This window comes from Paracoccus tibetensis, from assembly GCF_900102505.1.
Classification (GTDB): domain Bacteria; phylum Pseudomonadota; class Alphaproteobacteria; order Rhodobacterales; family Rhodobacteraceae; genus Paracoccus; species Paracoccus tibetensis.
This window is the reverse complement of record NZ_FMVT01000024.1, coordinates 1-26216: the sequence shown is the minus strand read 5'-3', so window position 1 is coordinate 26216 and position 26216 is coordinate 1. Positions and strand designations below refer to the sequence as shown.

Sequence of the window (26216 nt, the reverse complement as noted above, 5' to 3'; positions counted from 1 at the left end):
CAGACCAGCTGCAACAGCAGCCCTGACTTCCTCCCAGGAACATCCTTGGACAACACGCGGGCGCCGAAAGGCCCCGCACGCTGAGCGTTTCTTTCCCGGTCTGGTGGCCCTAGCGCGAGCAAAACACCCGATCCCATCCCGAACTCGGCCGTTAAGTGCCGCTGCGCCGATGGTACTGCGTCTCAAGACGTGGGAGAGTAGGTCACCGCCAGACCTGGAAAGAAACGCATCTCTCTCGAACGACGTCACTTCCGATCAAGGACACCAATGGCGCGGGGTAGAGCAGCCCGGTAGCTCGTCAGGCTCATAACCTGAAGGTCACAGGTTCAAATCCTGTCCCCGCAACCAATACTAATTCCCCAGCAAGATCGAAGCCTCCCGCCTCACCGCCAGAGGCTTTCTGGCATCTCGGCGCCTGCTCATGACCGGCGGCCGCTTGCGCGATGGGGCGCCCCGTGGCCAGGTTCAGCAGACCCGCCAGCGCCCCGTGCAGATTGATCGCCAAGGTGGGCTTCCCGTCCGCGTCCTTCTCCGGCACCAGCTCGATCTTCTCGACCAGCGCTCGCAGCGCCTCCTTGGCCTCCTCGTGCTGATCGGCATCGCCGAGGCCCCGGATCAACTGGCTGACCCGCGCGCGGTAGGTTGCCGACATGCCCGGGTGAAACCGCAAGGGCTCCGGGGCAGGGGCGACAGCCAGTTCCGCCTCCAGCGCCTCCTTGCGCCGGAAGGCCGCGTCCAGCCGGTCCTTGATTTGCTCCGGCGGCACCCCGGCAATGATCGCATCCACCAGCGCCTTGTGATCCGCTTCGGCCTGCCGCAGGTCCTGTTCCAGTGCCGCGCGGCCGGTCTCGCGCCCGGCGGCCAGGCGGTTACGCTCGGCCACGTATTCCTCGCAGAAGATCCGCACCGCCTCCTCGTTCATCAGGTGCCGTTCCAGCGCGTCGAGGACGCGCGCCTCCAGCACCTCGCGGCGGATCGTCGTCATGTTCGAGCAGATGGCTGCGCCCTTCTTGCGGGCGGCCGAGCAGCCAAAGGCGTCCTTCGAGACTTTGGAGTAGCCCGAGCCGCAGCAGCCGCATGTCATCAGCCCCGAGAACAGGAACTTCGGCCGCCGGCGGTCCCAGATCGGGACATCGGTCGCCTTGGTCTTCTGGGCGCCCTGGCGCGTGCGCACCGCCTGCCAGAGATCGTCGTCGATGATCCGCAGGTCGGGGACCTCGGTGATCACCCAATCGCTTTCGGGGTTCAGGCGCGAGATCCGCTTGCCCGTCGCGGGGTCCTTTACATAGTTGAGCCGGTTCCAGATCTGCCGCCCGATATAGAGTTCGTTGTTCAGGATCCCTGTTCCGCGGTCGCGGTTGCCCTGGATCGTCGAGCTGCCCCAGGGGCCACCCTGCGGGCCGGGGATACGTTCGAGGTTCAGGGCCTCGGCAATCTTGCCGGGAGAGATCCCCCGCGCGTAGTCGCGGAAGATCCGGCGGACGATCTCCGCCTCGACCTGGTTGATCGTCCGGTCGCCGCGGATCCGCTCGCCCTGCGCGTCGAACTGGATGACCGGGTCGTAGCCATAGGTCAGGCCGCCCGCCGACTTGCCCTGCAGCGCCCGGCCCTTCAGCCCGCGCCGCGTCTTCGTGGCAAGATCCTTCAGAAACAGCGCGTTCATGGTGCCCTTGAGCCCGATATGCAGCTCGGACACCTGGCCCTCGGCCGGTGTCTCGATGACCACATTGTCGAATTGAAGGCGCTCATAGATCGTGGCGATGTCGGCCTGGTTCCGGCTCAGTCGGTCCAGCGCTTCGGCGATCACCAGGTCGAACCCACCCGCCCGTGCATCGCGCAGCAGCGTCTGCAGGCCCGGGCGCATCATGCTCGCCCCAGACGTCGCCCGGTCGGAATAGCGGCCTACGATCTCCATTCCCTGCCGTGTGGCATAGTCCGCGCAGGATCGGATCTGGTCCTTGATCGAGGCATCCCGCTGCAGATCGGACGAGAAGCGGGCATAGATCACGGCGCGCAGGGCAGGGGGTTGGCTCATCTTGACCTCGTCGTTCCGGATTTGCCGTGATCCGCCCGATGATCCGCCCGCGCCGCCTCGCGTGCGAGGCGCCGCAGCAGTTCGGCCAGGCCTTGGTCCACCCCAGATGGGGAGCCTCGTCGGACCGCGTCAAGGCACGGCAGCGCCTGTGCGCCCGCCGCCGGGGCGATGGGGAAGGTTGCCCTCCCCGGCGTCTTCACGCGTCCTGGCTGTGGGTCTTCTCTTCGGCGGGCCATGCTGCGAATCGCTCTCGTCTCGACATGGCCAACCACTTATCCCCACCATAACCACCTGCATACAAAAGGTTTGATGCCGAAGCGGAGGCCGGACCGAAAGTGGCTGTCAGCGAGAGTAAAGCGTGCGGCAGCGTTCCGGCCAAAACGCTTATGCAGTTGGGGTTTTGAGAGAGCGCCGTTTTGCAATGGTTAAATCATTTACGGATTGTCAACTCTATGTGAACGACCGCTTGGGTGGTCGCCTGAACCGCCCAGACAACGCCAGAGGAACACGCGGCCCAGAGCCGCCGCTCGTTCTTCCTCGATAGCTGCAGTGCAGCTTCCCCAGACCGGACGTTGATGCACGCTGCAGCAAGATCATCTGTGGGCTGTGTCATGCGAGACAAGGGCCAATCAGGGTAAGCTCCTGCTGCTATAGTGTCGCTTGGTCTATGCATCCTCAGGGTCATGCACCCTGCTTCACCGACATGAGCGCTAACTCAGCCAAGCCCTCCTGCCACGAAATGATCGGCTTGTAGCACAGCTCCCGCTGCGCCTTCGAAATGTCGAGCGTGACCTCAACCGCGCTTGTAGCGAACTCTTGTCGAGAAACCGGCCCCTTCAGTCGGCCGCCGGAGCCGCGGTGCATCATCTCTCCTGCGCCTGCGATGATCCGCAAGAGGCTGCGGGGCATCGATTCCGTTGGCACCTGCAGGCCTTGGCTGCTCAGAAGTGCCGAGACCATCTCTCGGAAGGAGCGCGGCGGGCCGTCGGTGATGTGGTAGATCTCGCCCGATCGGCCGTGCTGCAGCGCGAGGTCCACGGCATGGCAGAGGTTTGCGATATGCGTCGTCGAACTGAGATAGTCCCCGCCCGAGATCCAGGCGAGGCGACCGCTGCGCACCATCGCGATGAGCGTGGGCATGGCCGTGGTGTCGTCGCGCCCCCAGATCATGCGCGGGCGTAGGACGATCACGCGTAGCTTGGGTGAGGCGGCGGCGAGCGCCAGGCGCTCGGCTTCGGCCTTGCCGGCGGAATAGGCTCCCGCAGGGCGACGCGGCAGCGGGTGGGTCTCGGCCACGTTGCGGAGGGGACGCCCGTCCTGCAGCACGGAGTCCGAGCTGATATGGACGGCGGTTGAGATGCCCGCTTCCGCAGCTGCGGCAAAGACACGGCGCGTGCCCTCGGCATTGCTGCGCAAGGCCCGGTCTCCAGGTCCATGATCGAGGTCTGCGGCAGCGTGGATGAGGGTGGTCGCGCCCGCCATCAGCGGCGCAAGGTCCGTTGTCAGCATGTCGCCCCGCACGGGCATCGCACCGAGCTGAGCGATCGTGGCAGCGCTCGTGTCGCTGCGCGCCAGACCTGTCACCCGCGCTCCGGTGGCGGTGAAGTGGCGGATGAGGTTGCGGCCCACATAGCCGCCGGCGCCAGTGATGAAGATGTGCGGGTGCTTCATCCCTTGTCCTTCCGCTCCGCTCGCGTCACCAGAGCCTCGATGTCATCCAAGGCCTCGCCAACCTCTTCGAGGCTCCACGGCACGAGGTCCATGTGCTGCTGGAACTTCAGCCCCTCCAGCGCCAGCCAGGCGAGGCGGGTTCTGCGGCGGTCGGCGGCGTCCCGCAGCAGGCCCTCCCACAGCTCGGCCTGGTTGGCGCGGAACTCGGCCCGCAGCTCCGCATCCTGCATCAGCGCTGCGATCAGGCTGAGCACCGCTGGATCTCCGCCCGGAGCAGGCGGAGCCTGCCGCGCGGCCTCGATCCGACCCCGGAGCGCGGCGTCGGGCGCGCCTGCGAAGCTTTGGCTGCAGCGCGCGTTGAAGTCGTTGTCTGCCTCAATAGTGCGGCGCACGAGGGCAGCCAGCAGTTCGCGCTTGCTGGCATGCTCGTAGAGCACCGTCGCCTTGGAGACGCCAGCTTCATTGGCAACGGCGTCTAGCGTCAGAATGCCGTCGCGGGCGATCACCCGGGCGACGGCATCGAGAATGAGCTGCTGATCATGCTTGCGGGGTCGTGCCATCCTGCCACCGTTTATTTCCATCCAGTCGGTAATAAACTTCAGGGCAGCAGGATGTAAAGTCCACTCCCCTACGGCGCCGCGATCTCGCGGACCATGGCGGCGCCGATGCGGGCAATAGCGCGGTTGCGGGTGGGCATGTCCGCCTCGTTGCCGGTCAGGTAGACAGCCGCCAGCCAAGGCGTGTCATGCGGCCGCCGGATCACCGCGATGATCGAGCGTGAGCCATGGCCGCCGGCGCCGGTCTTGTCGCCGATGATCCAGCCCTCGGGCAGGCTGGCGCGGAGCAACTCGTCCGCCACCTGGTCCGCCTCCATCCAGGCGTTCAGCTGCGCCCGCGAACTCTCCGACAGGATCTCGCCGAAGAGCAGCTTTTCCAGCGTCGCCACCATCGCTTCTGGCGTCGTGGTGTCGCGCGGATCGCCCGGCGTGCCCTCGTTCAGATCAGTCTCCCACCGGTCGAGGCGCGTCGTCTCATCGCCGATGGCTCGCAGATACTCGGTGAAGCCTTCCGGCCCGCCGACACGCTGCAGCAGCAGGTTGCCGGCGGTGTTGTCGCTGAGCGTGATGGTCGCCTCGCAGAGTTCCCCGACGCTCATGCCGCTGTCCACGCGTGCCTCGGTGACGGGTGAGTAGGTGACCAGATCGGCCGAAGTGTAGCCGATCACCCGATCCAGCTGATCCTCGCCGGCATCCACCAGCGTCAGGATCGCCCCGCAGAGCGGCGCCTTGAAGGTGCTGGACAGGGGAAAGCGCTCGTCGCTGCGATAGCCGAAGAACTCGGCGGGCGAGCCTTGGCGGCGCAGGGCGACGCCGACGCGGCCGCCGAGTTCGGCCTCGATGGCGCGGGCGGCGTCCTCAATAGTCTCGGCCTGCACGGGCCCGGCGAGGCCGGCGATCACGAGGCAGGCGGCGATGGTGTGTTTCATGGATGACCTCCGTCAGGACCCCGGCCAAAGCCGGGGCCGCGCCGCCCTCGGGCGGCATGGGATGATGTTATGGGTTCGGGCTACGCTGCGCGCGTCGTGCCGCATCGCCGGTGTAAGCCATTGACGGCAGATCGCTCAAACGACAAATCCTGAGGCGCGCCATTAGCTGATGTGATGCCCATGGACCGACCCAACCTGCCGCTGAACGGGCTGCGCGCCTTCGAAGTGGCCGCTCGACAGGGCAGCTTCACCCGCGCCGCGATTGAGCTGCGCGTGACGCAGGCCGCCGTCAGCCAGCAGATCCAGCGGCTTGAGGATCTGCTGGGTCACCGGCTGTTCACCCGCGCCTCCTCCGGCCTGATCCTGACCGACATCGGCGCTGCGCTGTACCCCGTCCTGACGCGCAACTTCGACGAGATCGGCGAGGTGCTGGACCGCTTTCAGGGCGGGCGCTACCGCGAGACGCTGCATCTGGGCGTCGTCACCACCTTCGCCGCCGGCTGGCTGATCCCGCGCCTGCCAAGCTTCGAGGCCGCACATCCGGGCATCAGCCTGCGGATCTTTACGCATAACAACCGCATCGACATCGCCAAGGAGGGGCTGCACATGGCGGTCCGCTTCGGCGACCGCGCCGCCTGGCCCTGGCTGGAGGCCGAGCCGCTGGCCGAGGCGCCGCTGACGCCTCTCTGCGCGCCTGGCCTCGTGCCCCGCCTTCGGGTGCCGCAGGACCTCCGCGCGCAACGACTGCTGCGGTCCTATCGAGGCGACGAGTGGGAAGCGTGGTTCCTGGCCGCAGGAGCGACTTGCCCGCCACTGGAGGGGCCGGTCCTGGATAGCTCAGTGGCCATGGCCGAACTTGCGGCGGCTGGCCTTGGGGTGGCGCTTCTGCCCGCTACGATGTTCACCCGGCAACTCGAAGCCGGTATGTTGGCGCGGCCGTTCGATGTCGACATCAGCGCCGGGCGCTACTGGCTGGCCTGGCCAAAGGGCAAGGCTCTGACGCCGGCGATGGGGCAGGTTCGGGACTGGCTGGTGGAGAGCGGCGGCCTCGAGCAGCCATCTTCCTGATCAGTCGCGCTGCGTGGCCACCAGGGCGTCGACGAAGGCCCGCACCTTCGGGCTGGTCAGGCGGCGCGAGGTGTGCAGCACCCAGGCCTCCACCCGCCGGTTCGGCACGACACCCCACTGCACCAGCCGCCCCTGCGCCAGATCATCCTCGATCAGCCAGTCGGGCAGCAGCGCGCAGCCGGCCCCTGCGAGCGCCGCCTGGTGAACCACGGTCATGGCTGAGCAGAGCATGACCGGACGCGGTCGGAGGCGCTGCTCCTGCCCGCCGTCGAAGATCGCCCAGATATCAAGCTCCGTCTGCGCGGCAAGAACCACCGCAGGAACCTCCACCTCCGGCTCGTCGGGCCGATGGATGGCAGGCGCGGCGGCAAGCACGGTCTCGCTGCGCAGGAAGCACGCCCCGACAAGGTCCGTATCGGCCGGCGGGTTGCCGCGGACGACCAGGTCGTAGCCGTCCCTCACCGGATCGACAAAGCTGTCCGACACGTCAACGCACAGCGTCACCTGCGGATACTGCCGGGTGAACGCCGCCCCGAACGCGCCCATCCGGGTCTGCGCGAACAGCGACGAGACGCTGATCTTCAACAATCCGCTCGGCTCTTGTCCACGGCCACTGACCGCCTCGCCAACAGCTTTCAGTTCGGACATCAGAGGCGCCGCGCGCTCGAGCAGCATCTGCCCTTCCTCGGTCAGCCGCAGTCGGTGCTGGCTGCGTTCCAGCAGGCGCGTGCCAAGCGCCGCCTCCAGATCGCGGATGCGCCGGGACAGCGTCGCCTTGGGCACGCCCGTCTCGCGACTGGCCGCGTTCAGCCCGCCGCTGGAGCCGACGGCAATGAAGTCCTGAAGACTGGGCAGATCAAGTCGTTCCATATCCTGGCCGCCATGTTCCTTTCGTCCAGTCTTTGTTCCGCAGATGCAGTGCCCAAGTCAATCGCATCCGAAAGGATAAACCCAAGCACATGAAAGGAACGACCCATGTTCATCAAAGCCCTCGCGACGCTTCTCGCCCTTGTTCCGCTTGCCGCGCATGCCGAAGGTCCCGATCCCTTGGACCCGCGCATCGCCAGCAGCAACACGACGCAGATCATCACTCTTCCCGCCAGCACAGTTCATGTTGGTGCCGATCTCGCGCGTTCGAACCTTGCGCGGAATGATCTGGTCCGCGTCACGCTCGTGGGCACCGACGCTGCAACGCCCGACCGATCCTCGCGGGAGGATCAGTGACCGCACGCACGTCAAGCTGCCGGACCACCGGGCCCGGCAGCTCGCACCTGACCACGTTCCACTTCCGAAACAACTTGTCCCTTGAACAGCGCCTTCGTTCTGACGAGCGCGCCTTTAGCTTAAGCCCATATGCCAGCACAGGAGCATTCGATGGCACATCTCTGGAGCCCCTTCACCCTCGGCGGCAAGCCCCTGCCGCACCGCCTTGCCATGGCCGCAATGACCCGCGGCCGGGCCTTGCCTGATGGCACGCCGCATCCCGACGCGGCGATCTACTACGGCCAGCGCGCCGGCCTCGGGCTGCTCATCGCGGAAGGCACGCAGCCCTCGGCCGACGGACAGGGCTATTTGTCGACGCCCGGGATCTACACCGACGCTCATGTCGCAGGATGGCAGCGCGTGGCCGATGCGGTTCACGAGCGCAAGGCTCTGCTCTTCATCCAGCTGATGCATGTCGGCCGCATGGGGCACCCGGAGAACACGCCGCATCACCGGCAGATGCTGGCGCCGTCGGCCATCGCCGCCGGCGTCGACATCTTCACCGCCGAAGGAATGAAGCCCGCGCCGATCCCGCGGGAGATGTCGTCCGGCGACATCCGCCAGACCATCGTGGATTTCGCCGCCGCCGCCCGCCGTGCCATCGACGCCGGCGCCGACGGTGTCGAGATCCACGCCGCGAACGGCTACCTGTTGCACCAGTTCCTGGCCGCCAATGCCAACCATCGCGACGACGCTTATGGCGGCGACAGTCTGCGCCGTGTCCGCTTCCCGTTGGAGGTTGCGGCGGCCGTGGCAAAAGTGATCGGGCCGCAGCACGTCGGGATTCGGATCTCACCGGGCTTGAAGATTGGCGGTATCGCGGAGGGCGAGGAAACACCCGAGGTCTACCGCCACCTCGTCCGCCAACTCAGCCGCTTGCAGCTCGCCTACCTGCACATCACCCATGCCGGCGACGAGGACCATCTGGCAAGCCTGCGCCAAGACTGGCACGGCCCGCTGGTCGTGAACCGCCCGGGCCGCGCCCGATCGGATATCGGCGAGGACATAGCCGCGGGCGTCGCGGACGTGGTGTCGGTCGGCCGCATGGCCCTGGCCAACACCGACCTGGTGGAGCGCCTGAAGACGGAACAGCCGCTGAACGAGGCAAACCCCGCGACCTTCTACGGCGGTGGCGCGGCAGGTTACATCGACTACCCGATGATGGAGGCTGCAGCGGCGCAGTCTGCCTGACAGCTTAGAGCGTGGGCACCGCGGGACGTGTGACGGTGCAAGAGGCGCCTCACCGAACGCATTTGCAGGTGGCCACGAAACTCGAGGCCACCTGCTGCCATGTCCAACGGGAATTCGAGGTCATGATTGTCATATGGGGAATGACCACTGCATCATAGCCATGCTCAAGAGCCGCCCAGTTCGCGTAACCACCTCACGGTCCCTCGCAGATGGGGGCGCGGACAGTCGGGATCTGTCCGACCTCGACCGTGAACGCACGGAAGCCAAGTTCGTCAATCATCAGGATGCGGTAGGTAGGGTTGCCGTCGGTCCACCAGGGGTCCGGCAGTTCGAGGTCAGTGATGAAGCGATGCGTGCAGGACTGGCCCGAACTGTAGGCGATTCCTTCGGGGCTGGTGCCCGACAGAGGCATGTGGATATGGCCGAAGACGATGTGGCGCACGCCTCCCGGATGGGCGGCGAGGCGTGCCAGTAGGGCGCCCTCGTCGTGCAGGCTTATGCTCTGGAAATGGCGGATGCCGTCTGCGACGGGGGGATGGTGGACAAAGACCGTCACGGGCGCGGGGCCGGCATCGGCGAGCGCCGCGTCCAGCCAAGCCAGGCGCTCAGCGCCGTAAATGCCGCCGATCACCCCCGCCTCGTGCGTGTCCAGAAACAGCAGCCGGCCGTGATCGGTATCAAGAACGGATTGGATGTAGCCGCTTGCGTCGCGTGGCTGATCGGGGAAGGCGGCAACGAATTCGGGGCGGCGGTCGTGATTGCCAAGGAGCAGCCGCACCGGGAAGGGAGCGGGGGCCAGGATCTCGCGCAGGAGCGCATAGGCCTCGGCATCGCCGTGGTTGCACAGATCCCCCGTGATAACCAGGAGGTCTGCATTCGCGTGCCGCTTCAGGATGTCTGCCATCGCCGCGCGCAGCCGCGCCTCGGGGTCGACCCCGTTGGCCGAGATGCCGGGCGGCATCAGATGCGTGTCGGTTAGCTGGATGATCTTCATGTCGGTCCCCGCAAAAGAAAAGATGCGGGGCAGTGCGCCCCGCATCCGTCATGTCTCAGGTGCGCGTTACTGCATCAGCGCGTTCGTCTGCTCGACCATCTGGGCCAGCCCGTCCTCGGGTGAGACCTCACCGCGCATGACCGTGCCGATGATGTCCCGCTGCGTGCGCCAGACGCGGACCGAGTCGCCGCCCGGATAACCCGCCCAAGGCAGCGAGCGGTCAGCCTGCTTCGCGGCAGTCGCGACATTCGGATGCTCGGCGTAATAGGGCGCCAAATATTCCTCGCCAGTCGCGCGCTTGTTGGTGGGCAGATAGCCGGTGATGCGGACGATGATGTCCTGCGCCTCGGGGCCGGTCACCCATTTGATGTAGTCCCATGCCGCCTGCTGCTTGGCCTCGTCCTGCGTCAGCATCACGGCCGAGTTGCCGCCCGTCGGCACGCCGCCGTTTTCGGGATCGTCCAGCGGGAAGGTGGTGGTGACCAGCTCGAAGCGGTCCCCGACCAGCCCCTCGATGGTCTGGACATGGGCGGGGGTCGAGAACAGGAACCCGGTCATGCCGGCGCCGAACTGCTGGCGGGCCTGATCCCAGTCAAAGATCGGCGCGCCGGCCTCGGCCGCCATCTGGCGGATCATGGTCAGACCGTTCAGGCCGATCTCGTTGTCGAAGGCGACCTGGTTCGTCTCGGGGTCGATCAGCTGGCCGCCCTGCTGATAGACCATCGCCTGCCACAGCCAGTCGTCGGGCCAGCCCGCGATGTCATAGGACATGCCGGCGACGCGGGGATCAGCCTCGTGGATGGTCTTGGCCAGCTCGATCAGCTCGGGGAAGGTGGTCGGCATGTTTTCGGGATCGCCACCCGCTGCGCGCACCAGTTCGGCGTTCACATACATGATGGGAGAGGAGGCGTTGACCGGCAGCCCGTATTGCTTGCCGTCCACGACGCCAAGCGCAAGCATGCTGGGCGCGAAGTTCTCGTCGAGGAAGGCCTGTCCGCCCTCGGCCTCGATGAAGGGGGCCAGATCAACGATTTGATCGCGCGGGGCCAGCGTCTCGACCAGCTCGGCGGTCAGGTTGTAGCCCGAGAAGTAGACATCGGGCAGGTTTCCGGTCACGGCCGAGCGCAGAACCTGCTGCTGCCCTTCGTTGTAGCCGACGGCAGGGGCCAGGAAGTTGATGGTCACGTCCGGGTTGTTCTTCATGAACTCATCGGCCAGCGGCTGATGGAAGCGGGTGAAGCCGGGCAGGTTGTAAAGCACGTCAAGCGTTACCTGCTGGGCTTGCGCGAGGCTCGGCAGCGCCAGTGCGCAGACGGCTGCCCCCAAGGTGAGACGGCGGGTGAAGGTCATCTTTCTCTCCGGAAAAGGGGCTATTTGACCCCGGTCATGGTGATGCCCGCGATGAAGCTGCGCCTGGCCAGCAGGAAGCAGAGGATCATCGGGGCGGTGATCATGGCCGCGCCTGCCATCAGCGCCCCGTAGTTCGCGCCCGACTCGACATCCGAGAAGAACAGCATCCCCAAGGGGGGCGGGGCGATCGCCATGTCGGACACGACGATCAGCGGCCAGTAGAGGTCGTTCCAATGCGCCACGACTGAGAAGACCGAGAAGGCGGCCAGCGACGGCAGCGATCCGCGCAGGACAAGGCGCCAGCAGATCTCCATCTCGGAAAAGCCATCCATGCGGGCGGCCTCGATGATCTCGTCAGGGTAGGAGCGGAACGATTGGCGGAACAGGAAGATCGCGAAGACCGACAGGAAGAACGGCATCATCTGCGCGAAATACGTGTTCAGAAGGTTGGTGCGGGCGAGGCCGACGAACAGCGGCAGGGCTAAGGCCTGCATCGGGATGCAGAGCGCGCCGATGACCAGCGCCATCAACAGGCGCCGGCCAGGAAAGCGCAGCTTGGCCAAAGCATAGGCGGCCGGCACCGCCGTCAGGACCTGCACGATCAAAATGCCGCCGCAGACGATCACGCCATTCAGCATGAACCGCGCCATTGGCACCGTGCTGGCGGCCTGACCGTAGTTCTGCACTGCGCTGAAGTCGCGCGGGACTGGCCAGAGCGAGACGTCGAAGATCTCGGCCGGCGCACGGATCGAGGTCAGGATCATCCAGTAGAAGGGCAGCAGCATCAGCGCCGCGCCAAGCCCGAGGATCAGGTGGGGAAGAACGCGGCGCATCAGTAATGCACCCTGCGGTCCATGCGCAGCGTCTGGCCGATCGACAGGACCAGCACGATTGCCAGGAAGATCAGCGTCAGCGCGGCGGCATAGCCCGTGTTCGAATACTCGAACCCCTCGAGATACAGCGCGTAGAGCAGCGTCTCGGACCCCGAGCGCCCTTTGGTCAGCACCGCCACGGTCTCGAACACCTTGAAGGCCGAGATCGAGGTCGTGACGATGACGAACATCGTCGTCGGACCCAGCATCGGCCAAGTAACAGTCAGAAAGCGGTCGATGGGGCTGCGCGCCCCGTCCATGCGCGCGGCGTCGAGCAGATCGTTCGGGATGGCGGTCAGGCCCGCAAGGAACAGGACCATGTTGAAACCCAGCACCTGCCAGATGCCGATCAAGGCCAGCGTCGGGATCAGCAGCGCCGGATTGCCGAGGAAAGACACCGGATCGAAACCCGCCCAGGTGATCGCGGCATTGACCGGGCCTAGGGTAGGGTGCAGCAGGAACTGCCAGACCGTGGCCATCGCGACCAGTGTCGCGGTGACGGGCAGAAAGTAGGCCGTCTCCCACAGCGCGCGCGAATGTCTGCGCCCCTGCACCAGAAGCGCGATGCCCAGGGCGAGGAAGACCCCTGTCGGGATCACCAGGACGGCATAAAGCGCAGTGTTCGCCAGCGCGCGGACGAAGACAGGATCTTGAAAGGCAGCGCGGAAGTTCTGGAGGCCCACGAACTCCCATCGCAGGGCGCCAAGCCGGTAATCGGTGATCGAGAAGCCGGTCAGCACGACGATAGGCAGGATGTAAATCGCCAGCATCAGAAGGACGGCGGGCGCGACGAAGATCAATCCGCGGGGCAGGGCGATGGCACCGCGGGCGGGTGCGGCGGGGGTCAGGGCGGCGTCGGTCATGCCGCCACCCGGCCCGTGATCCGTGCGGGCACACGTTGCCCGTCCGACCCGAAAAGATGCGCTCGTTCAGGCGGAATGCGCAGTTTCAGCATGTCGCCCCGTGCCGGCCGGGCGCTGGCGCCTTGCCGGAGGGTGACGGTGCTGCGATCGGTCGGCAGCGCGCAGGTCAAGAAGCGGTCGGGACCGTGCGTCTCGACCCGGAGGACCTCGGCCGCCAGCCCCTCGTCCCCGGTCTCGAGATCCTCGGGACGGATGCCGACGGTCAGGGGGCCTGGTCGCGCCAGAATGCTCGTCGACTGTCCGGCAATGGTCACGCGACCCTCGCCATCCGCCTCGGCGGGCAGAAGGTTGATGGTGGGCGAGCCGATGAAGCGCGCCACCGCGAGCGTCGCCGGCCGTTGGTAGAGATCGTCGGGCGTGCCTAGCTGCTCGATCCGTCCGTCGATCATCAGCGCAATGCGATCCGACATCGTCATCGCCTCGGTCTGGTCATGGGTGACATAGATGAAGGTCGCCCCGAGGCGGCGATGCAGGGCCGCCAGCTCATCCCGCATATGCGCCCGCAGCTTCGCGTCGAGGTTCGACAGCGGCTCGTCCATCAGGAATGCCGCCGGCTGGCGCACCAGCGCCCGCGCCAGCGCGACCCGCTGCCGCTGCCCGCCCGACAGCTGCCCCGGCTTGCGGTCCAGAAGATGGGTGATCTGCAGCGTCTCGGCCGCCTTCGAGACGTCAGTGTCGATCTGTGCCAGCACCGCCGTTGGGGCCAGCAGCCGGCCCAGCAGCGGCAGCCTGGCCGGCAAAGTCAGTATTCGCATCCGCAGCGGCGTCGCGATGTTCTGCCGCACGCTCATATGCGGGTAGAGCGCGTAGGACTGGAACACCATTGCGAGGTTGCGGTCGGACGGATCGCGTGCGGTCACGTCCGCTGCGCCGATGAAGACCGAGCCGCGATCGGGAGCTTCAAGTCCAGCAATGATGCGCAGCAGCGTAGATTTTCCGCAGCCGGACATACCCACCAGCGACAGGAACTCTCCCTCCTTCACGGAAAGGTCGATGTCCTCGAGAACCCGCGTGGCGCCAAAGCTCTTGCTTACGCCGCGGAGGTCTATGGATTGTTGCGACATGCGCGCTCCTTTTTCGAAGGAGCGTGTTCCACGTAGAGATGTCAGATCGGCTACAGGTCGGTTAAAGTTTTTTGACAAGGGCTCCCGGTTCTACTCCCGCAGTCGGTGGCGCAGGATCACTAGTGTTTCAGCAGGGCGCCCAAGCTCGGTAAGTCGTTCTGCCCGCTGCCCGCCGGCCCAAGCAAGGTGATTTTCCTATGCGACAACTCTGAGTAACCAACCTGCCACGCGCTAAATGAGAAGACCTTGTGTCTGTGCGCAGAAGAACATCGGCAGCACTTGCTGCACCGGCATTCGCTGTTGGAGCGGCGAAGACGGAAGAGAGCTCGCCCCACCCCAATTAGAGTTACAATGGCGCCGAGCGCACCTTTGCGCTACTTCGTGCATAGACGGCCCATAGCGGCCGGTTGGTCCCCTGAGGCGCTGCCTTGCTGCTTCTCCAAACCAGTCGTTCAGGCAATCTGCAGCATGCCCGCCACGGACAGTGCTTCAGCGGCCGTCATTCTGTCCGGTCGGTAGTAGATCCGCCTCCGGGGTTTTCGGCATGATGAAGGGTATCACGCCGAGGATGATCAGGACGATGACTGCGGACAAGATCGCGGTTGCCTCAAGCCCCAGGCCGGCGATGACGCCGATGGCGGCGGTGGCGCAGATGCTCGGGGCTGTCGTCAGTCCTTCGACTTCGTGCTGCTTCGCACGAACCATGATGGCGGCCTCGATCACAACCGGCTGGCGGCGCTGATCAATGGCTGGTTGAAGGCGTGCCCGAGAAGATCACAGGCCAGCTGTCCGGCGCCGGCTGGTTCGGCTGAGGCGCTGCCCGGCCCGTCATGGGCTACGCGCGCTTGTCTACAGCCCCGGGATCGCCAGCACGATCTGCGGCAGCACCGTCATCAGGATCACCGCGCCCAGCATGATCGCGACGAACGGCAGCGCGCCCTTCGCCACCACCGACAGCGGCGCACGGTCCAGCGACTGGATCACGAAGAGGTTCAGCCCGACCGGCGGCGTGATCAGCGCCACCTCGATCAGCAGCACGAAGAAGATGCCAAACCAGATCGGGTCGATCCCGAGCGCGATCACAGTCGGCATCAGCACCGGCACCATGATCAGCAGCATCGACATGCTTTCGAGGAAGAAGCCGATGAAGATCAGGATCAGCGCGATCAGCAGCAAGGCCAGCGTCGCGGTGTTGAAGTAGTCCTCGAACAGCCAGGCCAGTTGCGCGGGAAGCTGATAAAGCGTGATCGCCTGCCCGAAGACCTTGGCGCCCAGGACGATCAGGAAGATCACCGTCGTCGTCTTGACCGTGTCCCGTATCGCACCCAGGAACACGTCCCGGCTGAGCCGCGTTCCCGCCGCCAGGATCAGCAGCGCGGTCGCCGTGCCGATGCCCGACGCTTCGGTAGGCGTGAAGATACCGCCATAGATCCCGCCAAGGATCGTGCCTGCCAGCAGCAGCGTCGGCAGCGCGCGACGCGTGGCCAGCATCCGCTCGGGCCAAGTCGCGCGGGGCATTGCCTGATGCGTGCCCTGAATGGCTGAAGCGATGACGACATAGATCCCGAACAGCACGATCAGCAGGATGCCGGGCCCGACGCCGGCCAGGAACAGCTGGCCGATGCTCTGCTCCGTGATCGCGCCGTAGATGATCAGCGGGACTGAGGGCGGAATGATGATCCCAAGCGTGCCGCCCGCGGCCATCAGGCCAAGCGTCAGGCTGCGGGAATAGCCGCGCTTGATCATCTCGGGGATGGCGACCGTGCCGACCGTGGCGGCTGTGGTGATCGAGCTGCCCGAGATGGCCGAGAAGACCCCGCAGGACAGAAGCGCCGCGATGCCCAGACCACCGGGCCAGTGCCCGACCCAGCTTTGCATCGCCACGAACAGATCGCGTCCGATCCCCCCGCGCAGCAGCAAGTTCGACATCAGAAGGAACAGCGGAATGGCCAGCAGGACGAAGTCGTTGATCCCACCGAAGAGCGTGCTCGCCACCATCGACAGCGGCAGCCCGTCCAGCGCCAGAAGCCCCGCGCCCAAGATGCCAAGCGTGAAGGCCACCGGGATGCCGGTCAGCAGCAACGCCAGAAGCGCGCCGAAAATCAGGAAAGGGGTCATCGCCGCGCCTCCGGGTCTGCCTGCGGCAGCTCCTGCTCGGCCGAGGTGGCGAAGACAGGGGCGGGCCGCCCCGGCAGCCGGATCAATTCAGCGAGGGATTGCAGCGCCAGGATCGCGAAGCCCAGGACGATCGGCAGCTCCGCGATCCATGTCGGCATCCGCAGCATGGAGGGCTGGCGGCGGCCGAATGCGATTGAATCCATCATCGCGCGGCTGGCGACCCACAGAACGAAGATCGAGAAGCCGAGGATCGCGATCAGGCTCAGCGCCTCGGCGGCCTTGCGGCCGGCGGGGGGAAGCTGGCCGATGACGGCGGTGATGCGGATCATGTGTCCCTCGCGCAGACAATAGCCCATCGCGAGAAAGGTCAGCCAGATCATCACCGTCGTCGCGACATCCGACGTCCAGTGCGTGGGGGCGCGGAAGACATAGCGCGCCACCACCTCGTAGGTCAGCAGCACCGTCATGGCAACGATGCCGATCTCGGACAGGCGTGCCGCGATCAGCGACAGCCCGTCCGCAAGACGCAGCGCGCCACGGGATGCGGTCATGACATCGGTCTCAGCGCAAGGCGTCCAGCGCGGCCAGCAGCCGGTCACCCGCCTCACCCGCTTCCTCGCGGAAGCGCTCGACCGCGGGGCGGGTCGCCTCCTGCCAGACGGCGATCTGCTCGGGCGTCAGCTCGGTCACTGTGGCATGGCCGTTCTCGGCCAGCCATTCGGCGGCCTCGACATTCTCGGCCTCGGTCTCGGCGCGCATCTTTTCCTCGGCGCGAATGGCCGCCTCGGTCATCCAGCCCTGCTCCTCCTCGGAGAGGCTCTCCCAGAGCGCCGGGTTGATGACGGCGATGAACTCGGCCAGGCCGTGGCTGGTCATCGTCACATGGTCCATCACCTCGTAGAGGGCGCGGGACTTGACGGCGGTCGTGCCGCTCATACCAATGTCGACAAGGCCGCGCTGATAAGCGACGAACTGCTCGGCGCCGCCGACAACGACGGCCGAGCCGCCCACCGCCTCGATCAGATCGCCGGTTGGCTTACCGGTAGCACGCACCATCTTGCCGCGCATGTCGTCGGGGGTGATGACCGGAGCACCTTTGGACAGCATCTGGACCGGGCCGTAATCCTGCCACCAGAGCACCTTTGATCCAGCCTGCAGCAGCAGGTCGTCGAAGATCTGCCGGAACTCGCCGTCGCGGTCGGCGGCGCGGGCCAGGATTTCGTAATCCGGAAAGAGGAACGCGACCGAGAAGATCCCCGCCGCCGGGACCGAGCCAGCGTATTCATCCGCCAGCACAATCCCCAGGTCAATTGCGCCGCTCGAGATCGCCTGTGGCACTTCCTGCCCCTTGAACAGCGCGGCGCTGTCGAAGACGCGCACGGTCATCTCGCCGCCCGAGATCTCGTTCAGCTGCTCAGCAAAGTAGTGTGTGTTTGCCCCAACCGGATGGTTGGCAGCAACCTGAACGGTCATGCGCAAGGTCCGCTCCGCTGCGGCTTCACCGCCCATCAGGCACATTGCGCCGCCGATGACTGCGGCCGCTACCATATGTTTCATGACTTCCTCCCCGTTCTTTGACGCGAGACTTGATGTGGAGACATCTCCTCAAGCCACTAGCCACCTGAAGTTAATGCATACAAATCTAGTGGTGTAAACGAGAGAGACCTCCAATGCGCACACATGTTTCATTCGGATTAGATGGCTGATCCTTGTGCCAATCTGCATACATTATCGTCCAACTTAACGCGAACAACCTCATCTCAGATGTGCGAGTGCCAGTGCTGGAACAGCGGAGGTCTTCGCTGCAACACCCTCGACCACCAGTTCTGAAATCGCTGCAGGACGTCGGTGCCCGGCGCAGAAAAACTCGTGCATCCTCGGCTCACTATGCGCAGGTAACGTCGGATAGAGGTGCAGCGTGAGCGGCGGCCGCTAATTTATGCTGTCGTCCTTAAACTCGGTGGCCGGCCAAATCCATGCAGGTGGCACGGAGCACCTGCGCGCGCCTTAAAGAGGATAATGGGTCCGGATCTCCTCCATCTGCCGCCGGATGTTATGAAGCCGCCCTGCTGCTGTAAGCTAGCAGCTGCGATGTGGTTCTGCTGCGCACGTTCGTGAGCTTACGCGCTGTTCTCCTTCCGCCGGGCAACGTCCCATAGCTCAGAACGCACCGCCTTCAACCTTCGCCGCCTTGGAGGGTCCTCCCACACCAAGGGTTATCAAAGCAAACTGCAGCCCCAGCACGGAGAAGCCTAAGGGGATCAACCCGTATGGAAGCCACATCGGCGTGCCGAAGCTGCTGGAGACACGCTCGCCGTAGCTATAGGCGTCGTGAGCCATCAGGACGCCGCGCCAAGTTAGCGCGGCGCAGAAGGCTGTTCCCACTAATCCCACTACCACGCCGACGATGCGCTGCACACGTGGTGCGGCGAGTTCGGCTACGACTCCGATACCGATCTGCTCCCCCCGCCGCAAGGTTTCTGCGGCGGGAACAAGGGCCAGATAGACCAATAGAAAGGCATTCACCTCCATGCTCCAACTGGTTGCTCTGGCGAGAAAGTGCCGCATCAGGGCGTCATATCCAATCGTTAGCATGATAAAGGCTAAAGCTATGGCGCCACCGGCGTGCAACAGCCCTGACAGCCCGCCCACAATCCGATCAAGCGCTCGCACGGATCAGGCCTCCTCGCCAAGAGCAAGGTCGATTGCCCGCTGGCCCACCTCGGCGCCTACCTCGTCGAGCCAGATCTGGCGGACATCAGCGTTGATCGCGTCAAATTCGGCCAGTTCCGCGTCAGATGGTTCGATGACTTCGATGCCCATCTCGCGGAATGCAGGCCAATACCGCTGCTCGAACCATTCCTCGTTCGCGACGCGGGCGCTTTCTTCGTCGAACCACTCGGCCGCCTCGATCAGGCTGGCCTGCGCGTCCTCGGGCAGCGCCTGCCACCGGCGGGTCGTCATGAAAGCGCCGATGGCGAAACCGGTTACGGGCAGGCGGTAGGCATACTTGATCCGCTCCTGGACGCTGCGGCCATTGATCGTCGAGATGTTGGCGACCGCCGCGTCCACGGTGCCGCGTTCCAGTGCGATATACAGTTCGGACGACGGCACGCGCACTGGAGCCGCACCAAAATGCTCGAGCGCCGCTGAAGCCTCGAACGAAACCAAGCGGATCTTCTTGCCCTGAATATCGGCCAAAGAGGTTATCGGCGCTCGCTCAATGCTCCAGATCCATTCGGGCTCCATGATGCCGCCACCCAGGGACAAACATGTCAGGCCCTGCTTTGCCAGCTCGCTCTCGATCAGCGCGAAGAGGGGTCCGTCGCGACGCAACCGCTCGGGGTTCTCGTAAAGCGGCCCGACGACGCCGGGAAGGCCCAGAACCCCCAAGATCGGCAGCGACCGGGTGACATAGGATGTTGTGTGGAACATGAAGTCCACCGTTCCCGACCGCAGCGCGGGCAATTGCTCGTCGGCCGAGACCAACCGCGCGCTGTCATGGTAGTCAATAGTGACTGCGCCGCTCGCCGCTTGGTTCACCCGGTCCACGAACCCCTGCGAGCCATAGGCGAGATCCGCGTAGGACGGCGGCAGGTAGCTGACCGCAGTCAGCATCTCGGCCGCGTGGGCGCGCAGAGGCACGCCCGCCATCGCCAGGCCGCCTAACGCCGCTGCGCTACCAAGAAAGTTGCGTCTGTTGGTCATGTCGTCTCCTCCCAGATGGACATTTGATATTGTGGATCAGCGCGCCAGCCCCGGCAGCCACAGCGCCAGCTCTGGCACAAGGACGAAAAGGGTTAGCACTGCGAATTGCAGAAGGACAAAGGGTAGCACGCTGCGGATGATCGTCTCGATTGGCAGGACGGGCGCCACGGCCTTAAGCGTGTAAAGGTTGAGCCCCACAGGCGGGGTGATCACGGCCATCTCGAGGTTCATGACGAGGATGATCCCGAACCAGAGCGGGTCATAACCGAGCGCCAGGATCAACGGCAACAGGATCGGGGTCGTGACCACGATCAGCGAGACTGCATCGACCAGCATCCCTAGAACCAGCAGCGCAAGCATGACCAGCATGAGGATGAAGAAGGGTTGCAAGCCCGTCTGCGTCAGCGCCTGTGACACTGCGTCCGGCACGCGGATCAGGTTCAGGTAGTCGCCGAAGATCCTTGCGCAGCCCATGATCAGCAGGATTGCGCCCGAGATCCGCGCGCTGGACGCGAGGATTTGCCACAACCGTGCCCAAGTTAGACTGCGGAAGACTATCCCGGCCAGAAACATCGCTCCGATCGCGCCGAAGGCTCCCGCCTCGCTCGGCGTTGCGACGCCGGTGTAGATTACGCCAAGCACCACGCTCACCAGCAGCGCTGCGTGCCACAGGCCACCAAGCGAACGCAAACGCGCGCCCCAATCGGGCGGCCCCTCGTATTCCAGCGGCGCCTCGTCCGGGTTCAGGGTTGCGCGAATCCAGATGTAAGCTGCAAGCGTGAATGCCAGAAGCAGCCCAGGCACGATGCCACCGATAAAGAGGTCGGAGACCGAAACGCCCGAGACGGCTCCGTAGATGATCAGTGGCACACTTGGCGGGATCAGCATTGCCAAGGCGCCCGAGCTGACGACCGAGCCCGCAGCAAGCCGCTGCGAGTAGCCGCGCGCCAGCATCTGCGGCACGGCGATCGAGCCAATCGCCGCGACGCCGGCGATTGACACACCCGACACAGCGCCGAACATGGTCGAGGCGCCCACTGTCGCGACTCCAAGACCACCTCGAATCCGGCTGAACCACAATGCAGCGGCGCGATAGAGATTCTCGCCCACCGGGGTCGCGGACAGAAAGTTGCCCATCAGCACGAAGAGCGGCAGGGCCAGCAATTCGAAGCTGTTCAGCTGGGCAAAGAGCGAGGTCGGCCCGAAGAACAGCGCCATCGCGCCCCGTGCCATGTAAAGCCCAAGCATACCCGCCGCGCCTAGCGCTAGGAAGATCGGTGCTCCGATGCCGATCAGGGCTAGCAACACGGCGAGGACGATGAATGGCTCGATCATGCTGCGGCCTCTGCACCGAACCAACCTGCGCGGCCAAGTTGCCCGGTGATTCTCTCGGGCACGAGCCCGTCCAGCCAGTCGACCAGATCACTAAGGCGGTCGTGATCCAGCCCTGTCGCAACCCCGGAGCGTTGCATCAGGTAGTTGACGTCCTCGGTTGCGACGTTGCCCGTTGCCCGCGGGGCGAAAGGACAGCCACCAAGGCCTCCGATTGAGGCGTCGACGACCGATGTGCCAAGTTCCAGTGCGGTGGACAGGTTGGCATAGCCGGTGTTGCGGGTGTTGTGCAGATGCACCCCCCATGGCCGGCCGCCGAGAACCGGCGCCACGTGATCGTGGAGGCAGCGGATGTTGGCGGGCACGGCTACCCCAATGGTGTCAGCAAGGACGACTTGGCTGGCGCCGGCCGCTATCATGGCCTCGACCATCCGGGCCACGCGAGCGGGAGCGATTTCGCCCTCAAACGGGCAGCCATAGGCAGTGGCGATTACTGCGACGATGTCCCGCTCGGAGCTGCGGGCGGCCTTTGCGGCGCGGGCAAACTCGGCAACGCTCTCTTCGGAAGACATGCCTTGGTTGCGCCGGCAAAATGTATCCGAGGCCACAACCGCGAAGCGGAGCCCGTCAATGCGCGTCGCCAGCGCCCGTTCAGCGCCGCGTAGGTTTAGAACCAGCGCCGACAGATGCACTCCCGGCAACTCTGGTAAGCCGGCCAGCACCTCCTCTGCGCCTGCCATCTGCGGCACGCGGGCAGGGTTGACCATGCTGACCGCCTCAATGCTGCTCAAGCCGGCCGCGGCTAGTCGCGTGATCAATGTGATCTTCTCCTCTACGGTGAAGGTCCTTGGCAGGTTCTGCAGCCCATCGCGCGGGCCAACTTCGCAAAGCGTGACCATCAGATGACCCCTTCCGCTTCAAGCTGTGCCAGATCGTCTGCGGCGAGGCCCAGATTGCCGTATATCTGCGCATTGCTAGACCCGATCTCCTGTGGCCCGAGCCAGGCGATGTCGCCGGGCGTTTCGGACAGGACCGGAAAGACGCCTGGGACGGTAATTGTGCCGAAGTCGGGGTCCTCAATGTCGCGCACCATGCCGCGTGCGCGGAAGTGGGGGTCGGCGACAACCTCCGCAATCGAGTTGATCGGGCCATAGACCACGTCGTTGGCCTCCAGCCGGGCCACCAGGTCGGCCATCGGCAGCGACTTCGACCATTCAGCTATCAGCGCATCCAGCTCTGCTGCGTGCTCGCCGCGGACCGTGTGATTTACGAAGCGCGGGTCCTCTGCAAGCTCGGGTCGGTCCATCGCGCGGGCCAGCCGGCGGAACATAGCGTCCACATTAGCGGCGATTACAACATAGATGCCCTCGGCCGAGGGGTAGATGTTCGACGGCGCGATCTTGTCCAGCCCGGAACCAGAGGGCTGCCGCACATGACCAGTCTTCGAATATTCCGTTACACAGCTTTCCAACATGGCAAAGCAGCTTTCGGTGATGGCCGCATCCACGACTTGTCCGCGACCGCCGGTGCGGTCGCGGTGCCAAAGGGCCATCATCATTCCTTCGAATGCGAATAGCGCGGTCAGCGTGTCGCCGAGCGAAATCCCATAGCGCGGCGGCGGCATGTCCGGATAGCCGTTGATATGCCGCATCCCCGACATTGCCTCGCCCACTGAGGCAAAGCCTGGCCGCGACGCATACGGCCCCGTCTGTCCGAAGCCGGACACGCGGACGATGACCAGCCTGGAGTTGATCGCGTGCAACTCGGAAGGGGACATCCCCCATTTCTCGAGTGTCCCGGGCTTGAAGTTCTCAATGAGGACGTCCGCATCGGTCAGCAGGCGACGCACCAGGTCCTGTCCCCGCGGATCGCGGAGATTAGCCGAGATCGACCGCTTGTTGCGGGCCATGATCGGCCACCACAAGGTGCGGCCGTCATGACGGTTGCGGCCCCAGTTGCGAATGGGATCGCCTTGCCCCGGCGCTTCAACCTTGATGACGTCGGCACCGAAATCGGCGCAGCGCGTCCCGACAAAGGGACCGGCCAGAAGCTGTCCCATCTCAATCACGCGCAGCCCCCGAAGGGGCCCGAAGCCTTTCGGTTCGGGTTCAGTCATGTGTGTAGCTCTCCTCCGTCTGACGAGCGCTCCGCCTCGTCGTTGGATACAAATCCTTCGGTTATCCCCCAATCAAGCAAGTCTTTTCTTCCAGCGGGAACATTGCTGAACTAATTTGTATTCGAAAGGTGAGTGCATGACAGCGAAAATAGAAAGCGCAGGCGAGCGCGCTTATCGGGTGCTGCGTCAGGCTGCTCTAGAGGGACGCCTGCCGACCGACCACAAGATCACCGAGGATGGGCTGGCAAAGCTGCTCGGCCTCTCACGCACACCTGTCCGCGCCGCTATCAGCCAGCTGCTCATGGATGGCCTTCTTCAGCGTCGTAAAGGGCAAGGACTGTGGTGTGTGCTGCCCACTCGTGCCGAGATGCAGGAAATCTTCGATATCCGGGCGCATCTCGAGTCTTATGCAGCCGCCCGCGCCGCCGCTTACGCCACCGCAGAACAAAAAGAGTCTTTGATGCGCTCGGCTCACCGCATGTCTGAGCTTGTCGAGCAGCTGTGCAACACCCATGACGCAGCAATAGTCTCGGAAATACATCAGGAGAATGCTCACTTCCACGCCGTTATCATGAAGGCGGCAGACGCGCCGCGACTGGCCCGGCTGCTGAGCGCCACGGTTGATCTCGCCTTCGTCAACTTGACGCTCCAGCGATACAGCCTTCGGCAAAGGGTGCGCTCGGCAAGCCACCATCACGAAATTGCTGAGGCCATATCGGCTGGTATGGCCGAATGGGCCAGCCGCTCCATGGAGACGCATATTCTCGCAGCCGCAGCAACGTTCCTACAGCAACCCAACACAGATGCCGTAGCAGACGGCTCTTTGATCTTCGCAGCCGATGGCGACGCCAAATAGCCGTGTTACGTTGCCTCAAGAGGCAACAGCTGGGCCAGGCTTAACTGCAGCCGGAAGCAGAAACGGCATCCGTGATCAGGAACATCTCCAACTGATTGCTGGCGTCGTAACTGATGAAGGTGCAGCAAGAGGAGGGACCAAAACCGACAGTTGGGCCGGGTGTCGAGGTGCGGTGCAGCTTCTGCACAGCATCTGTCGGTCCAGAGCTGCGTGAAATCGGCGGCGCAGCGTCTGCGGGGGATTGAGGCTTCAACTCGAAGTCGACGTCATGCCCCGCGGCCCAACTTACAGCAGCAACCTTCCGCGGCACTCTCATCTTTCATGGTTGGCTTTTGATGAGCCAAATGTTCGAGAATAGCCGGCAGTGATGGAACCATGGATCGCCCTTTCAGTCGCCGCTGCCGCTTTTCAGACGCTGCGCTTCATGCTCCAGAAACGGCTGAGCATGGGTATGCTCAGCGCCGGGGGCGCGACACTCGCGCGCTTCTGGTATTCCTCGCCGTTCGTGGCCGCCCTCGTCCCCCTTTATCTGACCGCTCGGGAGTTGCCGGCCCCGGCTATCGCCCCGTCGTTCTGGCCCTACGCGCTGGCGGGCGGGGCAAGCCAAATCCTGGCCACATGGTGCGTCGTCGCGCTGTTCGCCCAGAGGAATTTCGCCGTAGGGATCACCTTTAAGAAGACTGAGGTCGTTCAAACGGCCTTGGTCGGCTTCGTCGTGCTCGGCGACAGGATACCTTCACTCGGCATAGCAGCCATTCTCGTTGGGTTGACTGGAGTTCTTGCCCTATCGGAGCCCCCCGAACCGAGACACCGAGTTTGGGCTGGTTTGAAAAGCCGCGCGACGATCCTCGGGATCGCCTCAGGGGCGTTTTTCGCGGTCTCTGCGGTGGGTTATCGCGGTGCCACTCTCGCGGTGGACAGCGCCGACCCGCTTCTTCGCGCCGGACTATCTCTCGCGATCATCACGGTGATGCAGTCCATCGCACTCTCCCTCTGGCTGGTCGTGCGAGAGCCCGGTGAGTTCTCGCGCGTCATCGCCGTCTGGCGCACTGCCCTGTGGATCGGGCTGAGCGGCTTGGCTGGCAGCCTTTGCTGGTTCACGGCGTTTACGCTCCAGAACGCCGCAATGGTGTTCGCGGTCGGCCAAGTTGAGGTGATCTTCTCAATCCTGGTAGCAACGATGGTCTTTGGCGAACGGATCAGTCGGCGCGAGCTAACGGGAATGGCGCTGATCACGCTGTCCGTGACGATCGCAGTCCTGGTTCGCTGACTGGGACATGCGTCGGTAGCCGCTCGAGGGCTCCTTGCGTCTATATGTGCCGTGCGCCGACAAGGCAGTTACTCTCGGCCTGACCCGGCGGAGGCGGCCCAAAGCGGCCGGTCGACTTTCGTCAGGTGCTGCGGTGCAGCTTCCCTGAAGTGGCCATTCAAGCAGGCCGCAGCGAGATCGACCAGCTGCGTAGCGGAGAGTGATTTCACAGTAGGACAGTCGTCCGGGAGCCTTGGCGCAGCAGTCGGCGCCGCGAGGTTCTCGGGCAACTACGTTAAGATAGCTGATGGATACGGTTCCCGCCATCATTCGATGCATGCGGGCGATACCGGCCAGATCGGTCCGTTACGATTCTCGATTGGGACCTTGCCGTGGCCTTGCAAGGAGCAAAGCCCTACATGAGATGCTTGGCGGAGGTAAGCTTTGCGAAGCTTCAGGCACCACGATGCTCAAGCCTCAAGGGCGCCGGAGAACGACAATGAGCGATACCGACATCCGCCTTGCTGAACTACAGGCCGAGGTCGATCACTTGGCGGATATAGCTGTCCACATGATGGTCGGACTATGCTTCGGCCTCGGCGGCACGGCAGACGGTCTGCGCAAGATCGCGGACGATTTCGCGGCAGCGGCAGAGGATCCCGATCCGGCCATATCGAGGCTCGCCGCCTCCCTTCAGACGGCGCTGCGCGAGGCGGCGGAGAAGCTTGAACGCCAGCCGGACCGCGCCTGATCCTCCTGCGGCAATGTCGGAGTCACGAGGCGCAGGTGGGGTCAGCCGTTGCAGTGACGACGCCGTGACATGCGGGCGCCGGCAAGGCGGCGCCCGCCATCAGCAACGCTGCAGCGGCAAGGGCCACCGGCGCACCTGCTATGTCGAGCAACGCGCCGAAAGCCGGCGC

The 26216-nt window shown here is 64.6% G+C and carries 25 protein-coding genes, 1 tRNA gene and 1 rRNA gene; 8 read left to right on the top strand and 19 right to left on the bottom strand.

The features are described 5' to 3' along the window. Positions 1–99 precede the first annotated feature (99 nt). Both rrf and BLP73_RS18540 read left to right on the top strand, forming a co-directional pair. Positions 100–214: ribosomal RNA gene (rrf, locus tag BLP73_RS18545) — 5S ribosomal RNA — on the top strand. 57 nt (positions 215–271) lie between these two features. Beyond that, positions 272–348 (top strand) — tRNA-Met (locus tag BLP73_RS18540). Here BLP73_RS18540 and BLP73_RS18535 read toward each other — a convergent pair. The 4 genes from BLP73_RS18535 to bla all read right to left on the bottom strand — a co-directional run bounded on the left by BLP73_RS18535 (position 305) and on the right by bla (position 5192). Then, positions 305–2035, bottom strand: a complete 1731-nt coding sequence (locus BLP73_RS18535; RefSeq protein WP_090748431.1) for a recombinase family protein — start codon at positions 2033–2035, stop codon at positions 305–307. The two genes, BLP73_RS18540 and BLP73_RS18535, sit on opposite strands and share 44 nt — an antisense overlap. 681 nt (positions 2036–2716) lie before the next feature. Further along, positions 2717–3706: an NAD-dependent epimerase/dehydratase family protein gene (locus tag BLP73_RS18530; protein ID WP_090748417.1), complete on the bottom strand. Its 990-nt coding sequence runs from the start codon at positions 3704–3706 to the stop codon at positions 2717–2719. After that, complete coding sequence (locus BLP73_RS18525; protein WP_090748414.1) at positions 3703–4266, bottom strand: TetR family transcriptional regulator; 564 nt, start codon at positions 4264–4266, stop codon at positions 3703–3705. Before BLP73_RS18525 ends, BLP73_RS18530 begins: the two co-directional genes overlap by 4 nt. Before the next feature lie 68 nt (positions 4267–4334). Continuing rightward, positions 4335–5192, bottom strand: a complete 858-nt coding sequence (gene bla / locus BLP73_RS18520) for a class A beta-lactamase (protein WP_090748411.1) — start codon at positions 5190–5192, stop codon at positions 4335–4337. A 174-nt stretch (positions 5193–5366) separates the two neighbouring features. On the opposite strand from bla, the gene BLP73_RS18515 reads away from it, so the two are divergent. Continuing rightward, on the top strand, positions 5367–6260 hold the full coding sequence (locus tag BLP73_RS18515; protein ID WP_090748408.1) for a LysR substrate-binding domain-containing protein: 894 nt from the start codon (positions 5367–5369) through the stop codon (positions 6258–6260). On the opposite strand, the gene BLP73_RS18510 is transcribed toward BLP73_RS18515, so the two are convergent. Further along, positions 6261–7130 (bottom strand): LysR family transcriptional regulator, encoded by an 870-nt coding sequence (locus BLP73_RS18510; protein ID WP_090748405.1) that lies wholly within the window; start codon positions 7128–7130, stop codon positions 6261–6263. Between the two features lie 105 nt (positions 7131–7235). Here BLP73_RS18510 and BLP73_RS18505 point away from each other — a divergent pair, with 105 nt between their 5' ends. Together BLP73_RS18505 and BLP73_RS18500 are read left to right on the top strand one after the other, a co-directional pair. Then, positions 7236–7484: a hypothetical protein gene (locus tag BLP73_RS18505; protein WP_090748402.1), complete on the top strand. Its 249-nt coding sequence runs from the start codon at positions 7236–7238 to the stop codon at positions 7482–7484. 129 nt (positions 7485–7613) lie between these two features. Further along, on the top strand, positions 7614–8714 hold the full coding sequence (locus tag BLP73_RS18500) for an alkene reductase (protein WP_342672096.1): 1101 nt from the start codon (positions 7614–7616) through the stop codon (positions 8712–8714). A 193-nt stretch (positions 8715–8907) separates the two neighbouring features. Here the strand turns inward: BLP73_RS18500 and BLP73_RS18495 are convergent, their stop codons facing one another. From BLP73_RS18495 to BLP73_RS18430, 14 genes are all read right to left on the bottom strand, one after another. Continuing rightward, positions 8908–9708 carry a phosphodiesterase gene (locus BLP73_RS18495; protein ID WP_090748429.1) on the bottom strand — a complete coding sequence of 267 codons (801 nt, stop codon included), beginning with the start codon at positions 9706–9708 and terminating at the stop codon, positions 8908–8910. Positions 9709–9774: 66 nt separating this feature from the next. After that, the gene (locus BLP73_RS18490) at positions 9775–11058 is read right to left on the bottom strand and encodes an ABC transporter substrate-binding protein (protein WP_090748397.1); all 1284 of its coding nucleotides are present in this window, start codon (positions 11056–11058) and stop codon (positions 9775–9777) included. A gap of 20 nt (positions 11059–11078) precedes the next feature. Next, positions 11079–11891: a carbohydrate ABC transporter permease gene (locus BLP73_RS18485; RefSeq protein ID WP_090748394.1), complete on the bottom strand. Its 813-nt coding sequence runs from the start codon at positions 11889–11891 to the stop codon at positions 11079–11081. Further along, on the bottom strand, positions 11891–12793 hold the full coding sequence (locus BLP73_RS18480; RefSeq protein WP_090748391.1) for a carbohydrate ABC transporter permease: 903 nt from the start codon (positions 12791–12793) through the stop codon (positions 11891–11893). Before BLP73_RS18480 ends, BLP73_RS18485 begins: the two co-directional genes overlap by 1 nt. Then, on the bottom strand, positions 12790–13917 hold the full coding sequence (locus BLP73_RS18475) for an ABC transporter ATP-binding protein (RefSeq protein ID WP_090748390.1): 1128 nt from the start codon (positions 13915–13917) through the stop codon (positions 12790–12792). Before BLP73_RS18475 ends, BLP73_RS18480 begins: the two co-directional genes overlap by 4 nt. 489 nt (positions 13918–14406) lie before the next feature. Then, positions 14407–14640 (bottom strand): MgtC/SapB family protein, encoded by a 234-nt coding sequence (locus BLP73_RS18470; protein WP_245686759.1) that lies wholly within the window; start codon positions 14638–14640, stop codon positions 14407–14409. Positions 14641–14766: 126 nt separating this feature from the next. Next, positions 14767–16035, bottom strand: coding sequence for a TRAP transporter large permease (locus BLP73_RS18465; RefSeq protein ID WP_090748387.1), 1269 nt, complete (start codon positions 16033–16035; stop codon positions 14767–14769). Next, positions 16032–16586, bottom strand: a complete 555-nt coding sequence (locus BLP73_RS18460) for a TRAP transporter small permease (RefSeq protein WP_090748423.1) — start codon at positions 16584–16586, stop codon at positions 16032–16034. The genes BLP73_RS18465 and BLP73_RS18460 overlap by 4 nt, the downstream gene beginning before the upstream one ends. Positions 16587–16596: 10 nt before the next feature. Then, entirely contained in the window at positions 16597–17592 is a 996-nt protein-coding gene (gene dctP, locus BLP73_RS18455) for a TRAP transporter substrate-binding protein DctP (RefSeq protein ID WP_090748384.1), read from the bottom strand. Between the two features lie 603 nt (positions 17593–18195). Continuing rightward, the gene (locus tag BLP73_RS18450; RefSeq protein WP_090748420.1) at positions 18196–18630 is read right to left on the bottom strand and encodes a TRAP transporter small permease subunit; all 435 of its coding nucleotides are present in this window, start codon (positions 18628–18630) and stop codon (positions 18196–18198) included. An 81-nt stretch (positions 18631–18711) separates the two neighbouring features. After that, complete coding sequence (locus BLP73_RS18445) at positions 18712–19743, bottom strand: TRAP transporter substrate-binding protein (protein ID WP_090748381.1); 1032 nt, start codon at positions 19741–19743, stop codon at positions 18712–18714. 36 nt (positions 19744–19779) lie between these two features. Further along, positions 19780–21078, bottom strand: a complete 1299-nt coding sequence (locus BLP73_RS18440) for a TRAP transporter large permease (RefSeq protein WP_090748378.1) — start codon at positions 21076–21078, stop codon at positions 19780–19782. Beyond that, positions 21075–21974: a hydroxymethylglutaryl-CoA lyase gene (locus tag BLP73_RS18435; RefSeq protein WP_217630735.1), complete on the bottom strand. Its 900-nt coding sequence runs from the start codon at positions 21972–21974 to the stop codon at positions 21075–21077. The genes BLP73_RS18440 and BLP73_RS18435 overlap by 4 nt, the downstream gene beginning before the upstream one ends. Further along, positions 21974–23191: a CaiB/BaiF CoA transferase family protein gene (locus tag BLP73_RS18430; protein WP_090748372.1), complete on the bottom strand. Its 1218-nt coding sequence runs from the start codon at positions 23189–23191 to the stop codon at positions 21974–21976. The genes BLP73_RS18435 and BLP73_RS18430 overlap by 1 nt, the downstream gene beginning before the upstream one ends. Positions 23192–23327: 136 nt before the next feature. Here BLP73_RS18430 and BLP73_RS18425 point away from each other — a divergent pair, with 136 nt between their 5' ends. The 3 genes from BLP73_RS18425 (at position 23328) to BLP73_RS18415 (ending at position 26047) form a co-directional block, all read left to right on the top strand. Then, positions 23328–24047, top strand: coding sequence for a GntR family transcriptional regulator (locus tag BLP73_RS18425; RefSeq protein ID WP_090748369.1), 720 nt, complete (start codon positions 23328–23330; stop codon positions 24045–24047). Between the two features lie 367 nt (positions 24048–24414). After that, positions 24415–25317 carry a DMT family transporter gene (locus BLP73_RS18420; protein WP_090748366.1) on the top strand — a complete coding sequence of 301 codons (903 nt, stop codon included), beginning with the start codon at positions 24415–24417 and terminating at the stop codon, positions 25315–25317. A 478-nt stretch (positions 25318–25795) separates the two neighbouring features. Further along, positions 25796–26047 carry a hypothetical protein gene (locus BLP73_RS18415; protein WP_090748363.1) on the top strand — a complete coding sequence of 84 codons (252 nt, stop codon included), beginning with the start codon at positions 25796–25798 and terminating at the stop codon, positions 26045–26047. Positions 26048–26216 lie beyond the last annotated feature (169 nt).

What these genes read in the sequence shown, in the direction of transcription:
- BLP73_RS18535 (WP_090748431.1), bottom strand. Translation starts at nt 2,035, where the DNA reads ATGAGCCAACCCCCTGCCCTGCGCGCCGTGATCTATGCCCGCTTCTCG.
- BLP73_RS18530 (WP_090748417.1), bottom strand. Translation starts at nt 3,706, where the DNA reads ATGAAGCACCCGCACATCTTCATCACTGGCGCCGGCGGCTATGTGGGC.
- BLP73_RS18525 (WP_090748414.1), bottom strand. Translation starts at nt 4,266, where the DNA reads ATGGCACGACCCCGCAAGCATGATCAGCAGCTCATTCTCGATGCCGTC.
- bla (WP_090748411.1), bottom strand. Translation starts at nt 5,192, where the DNA reads ATGAAACACACCATCGCCGCCTGCCTCGTGATCGCCGGCCTCGCCGGG.
- BLP73_RS18515 (WP_090748408.1), top strand. Translation starts at nt 5,367, where the DNA reads ATGCCCATGGACCGACCCAACCTGCCGCTGAACGGGCTGCGCGCCTTC.
- BLP73_RS18510 (WP_090748405.1), bottom strand. Translation starts at nt 7,130, where the DNA reads ATGGAACGACTTGATCTGCCCAGTCTTCAGGACTTCATTGCCGTCGGC.
- BLP73_RS18505 (WP_090748402.1), top strand. Translation starts at nt 7,236, where the DNA reads ATGTTCATCAAAGCCCTCGCGACGCTTCTCGCCCTTGTTCCGCTTGCC.
- BLP73_RS18500 (WP_342672096.1), top strand. Translation starts at nt 7,614, where the DNA reads ATGCCAGCACAGGAGCATTCGATGGCACATCTCTGGAGCCCCTTCACC.
- BLP73_RS18495 (WP_090748429.1), bottom strand. Translation starts at nt 9,708, where the DNA reads ATGAAGATCATCCAGCTAACCGACACGCATCTGATGCCGCCCGGCATC.
- BLP73_RS18490 (WP_090748397.1), bottom strand. Translation starts at nt 11,058, where the DNA reads ATGACCTTCACCCGCCGTCTCACCTTGGGGGCAGCCGTCTGCGCACTG.
- BLP73_RS18485 (WP_090748394.1), bottom strand. Translation starts at nt 11,891, where the DNA reads ATGCGCCGCGTTCTTCCCCACCTGATCCTCGGGCTTGGCGCGGCGCTG.
- BLP73_RS18480 (WP_090748391.1), bottom strand. Translation starts at nt 12,793, where the DNA reads ATGACCGACGCCGCCCTGACCCCCGCCGCACCCGCCCGCGGTGCCATC.
- BLP73_RS18475 (WP_090748390.1), bottom strand. Translation starts at nt 13,917, where the DNA reads ATGTCGCAACAATCCATAGACCTCCGCGGCGTAAGCAAGAGCTTTGGC.
- BLP73_RS18465 (WP_090748387.1), bottom strand. Translation starts at nt 16,035, where the DNA reads ATGACCCCTTTCCTGATTTTCGGCGCGCTTCTGGCGTTGCTGCTGACC.
- BLP73_RS18460 (WP_090748423.1), bottom strand. Translation starts at nt 16,586, where the DNA reads ATGACCGCATCCCGTGGCGCGCTGCGTCTTGCGGACGGGCTGTCGCTG.
- dctP (WP_090748384.1), bottom strand. Translation starts at nt 17,592, where the DNA reads ATGAAACATATGGTAGCGGCCGCAGTCATCGGCGGCGCAATGTGCCTG.
- BLP73_RS18450 (WP_090748420.1), bottom strand. Translation starts at nt 18,630, where the DNA reads ATGCTAACGATTGGATATGACGCCCTGATGCGGCACTTTCTCGCCAGA.
- BLP73_RS18445 (WP_090748381.1), bottom strand. Translation starts at nt 19,743, where the DNA reads ATGACCAACAGACGCAACTTTCTTGGTAGCGCAGCGGCGTTAGGCGGC.
- BLP73_RS18440 (WP_090748378.1), bottom strand. Translation starts at nt 21,078, where the DNA reads ATGATCGAGCCATTCATCGTCCTCGCCGTGTTGCTAGCCCTGATCGGC.
- BLP73_RS18435 (WP_217630735.1), bottom strand. Translation starts at nt 21,974, where the DNA reads ATGGTCACGCTTTGCGAAGTTGGCCCGCGCGATGGGCTGCAGAACCTG.
- BLP73_RS18430 (WP_090748372.1), bottom strand. Translation starts at nt 23,191, where the DNA reads ATGACTGAACCCGAACCGAAAGGCTTCGGGCCCCTTCGGGGGCTGCGC.
- BLP73_RS18425 (WP_090748369.1), top strand. Translation starts at nt 23,328, where the DNA reads ATGACAGCGAAAATAGAAAGCGCAGGCGAGCGCGCTTATCGGGTGCTG.
- BLP73_RS18420 (WP_090748366.1), top strand. Translation starts at nt 24,415, where the DNA reads ATGGAACCATGGATCGCCCTTTCAGTCGCCGCTGCCGCTTTTCAGACG.
- BLP73_RS18415 (WP_090748363.1), top strand. Translation starts at nt 25,796, where the DNA reads ATGAGCGATACCGACATCCGCCTTGCTGAACTACAGGCCGAGGTCGAT.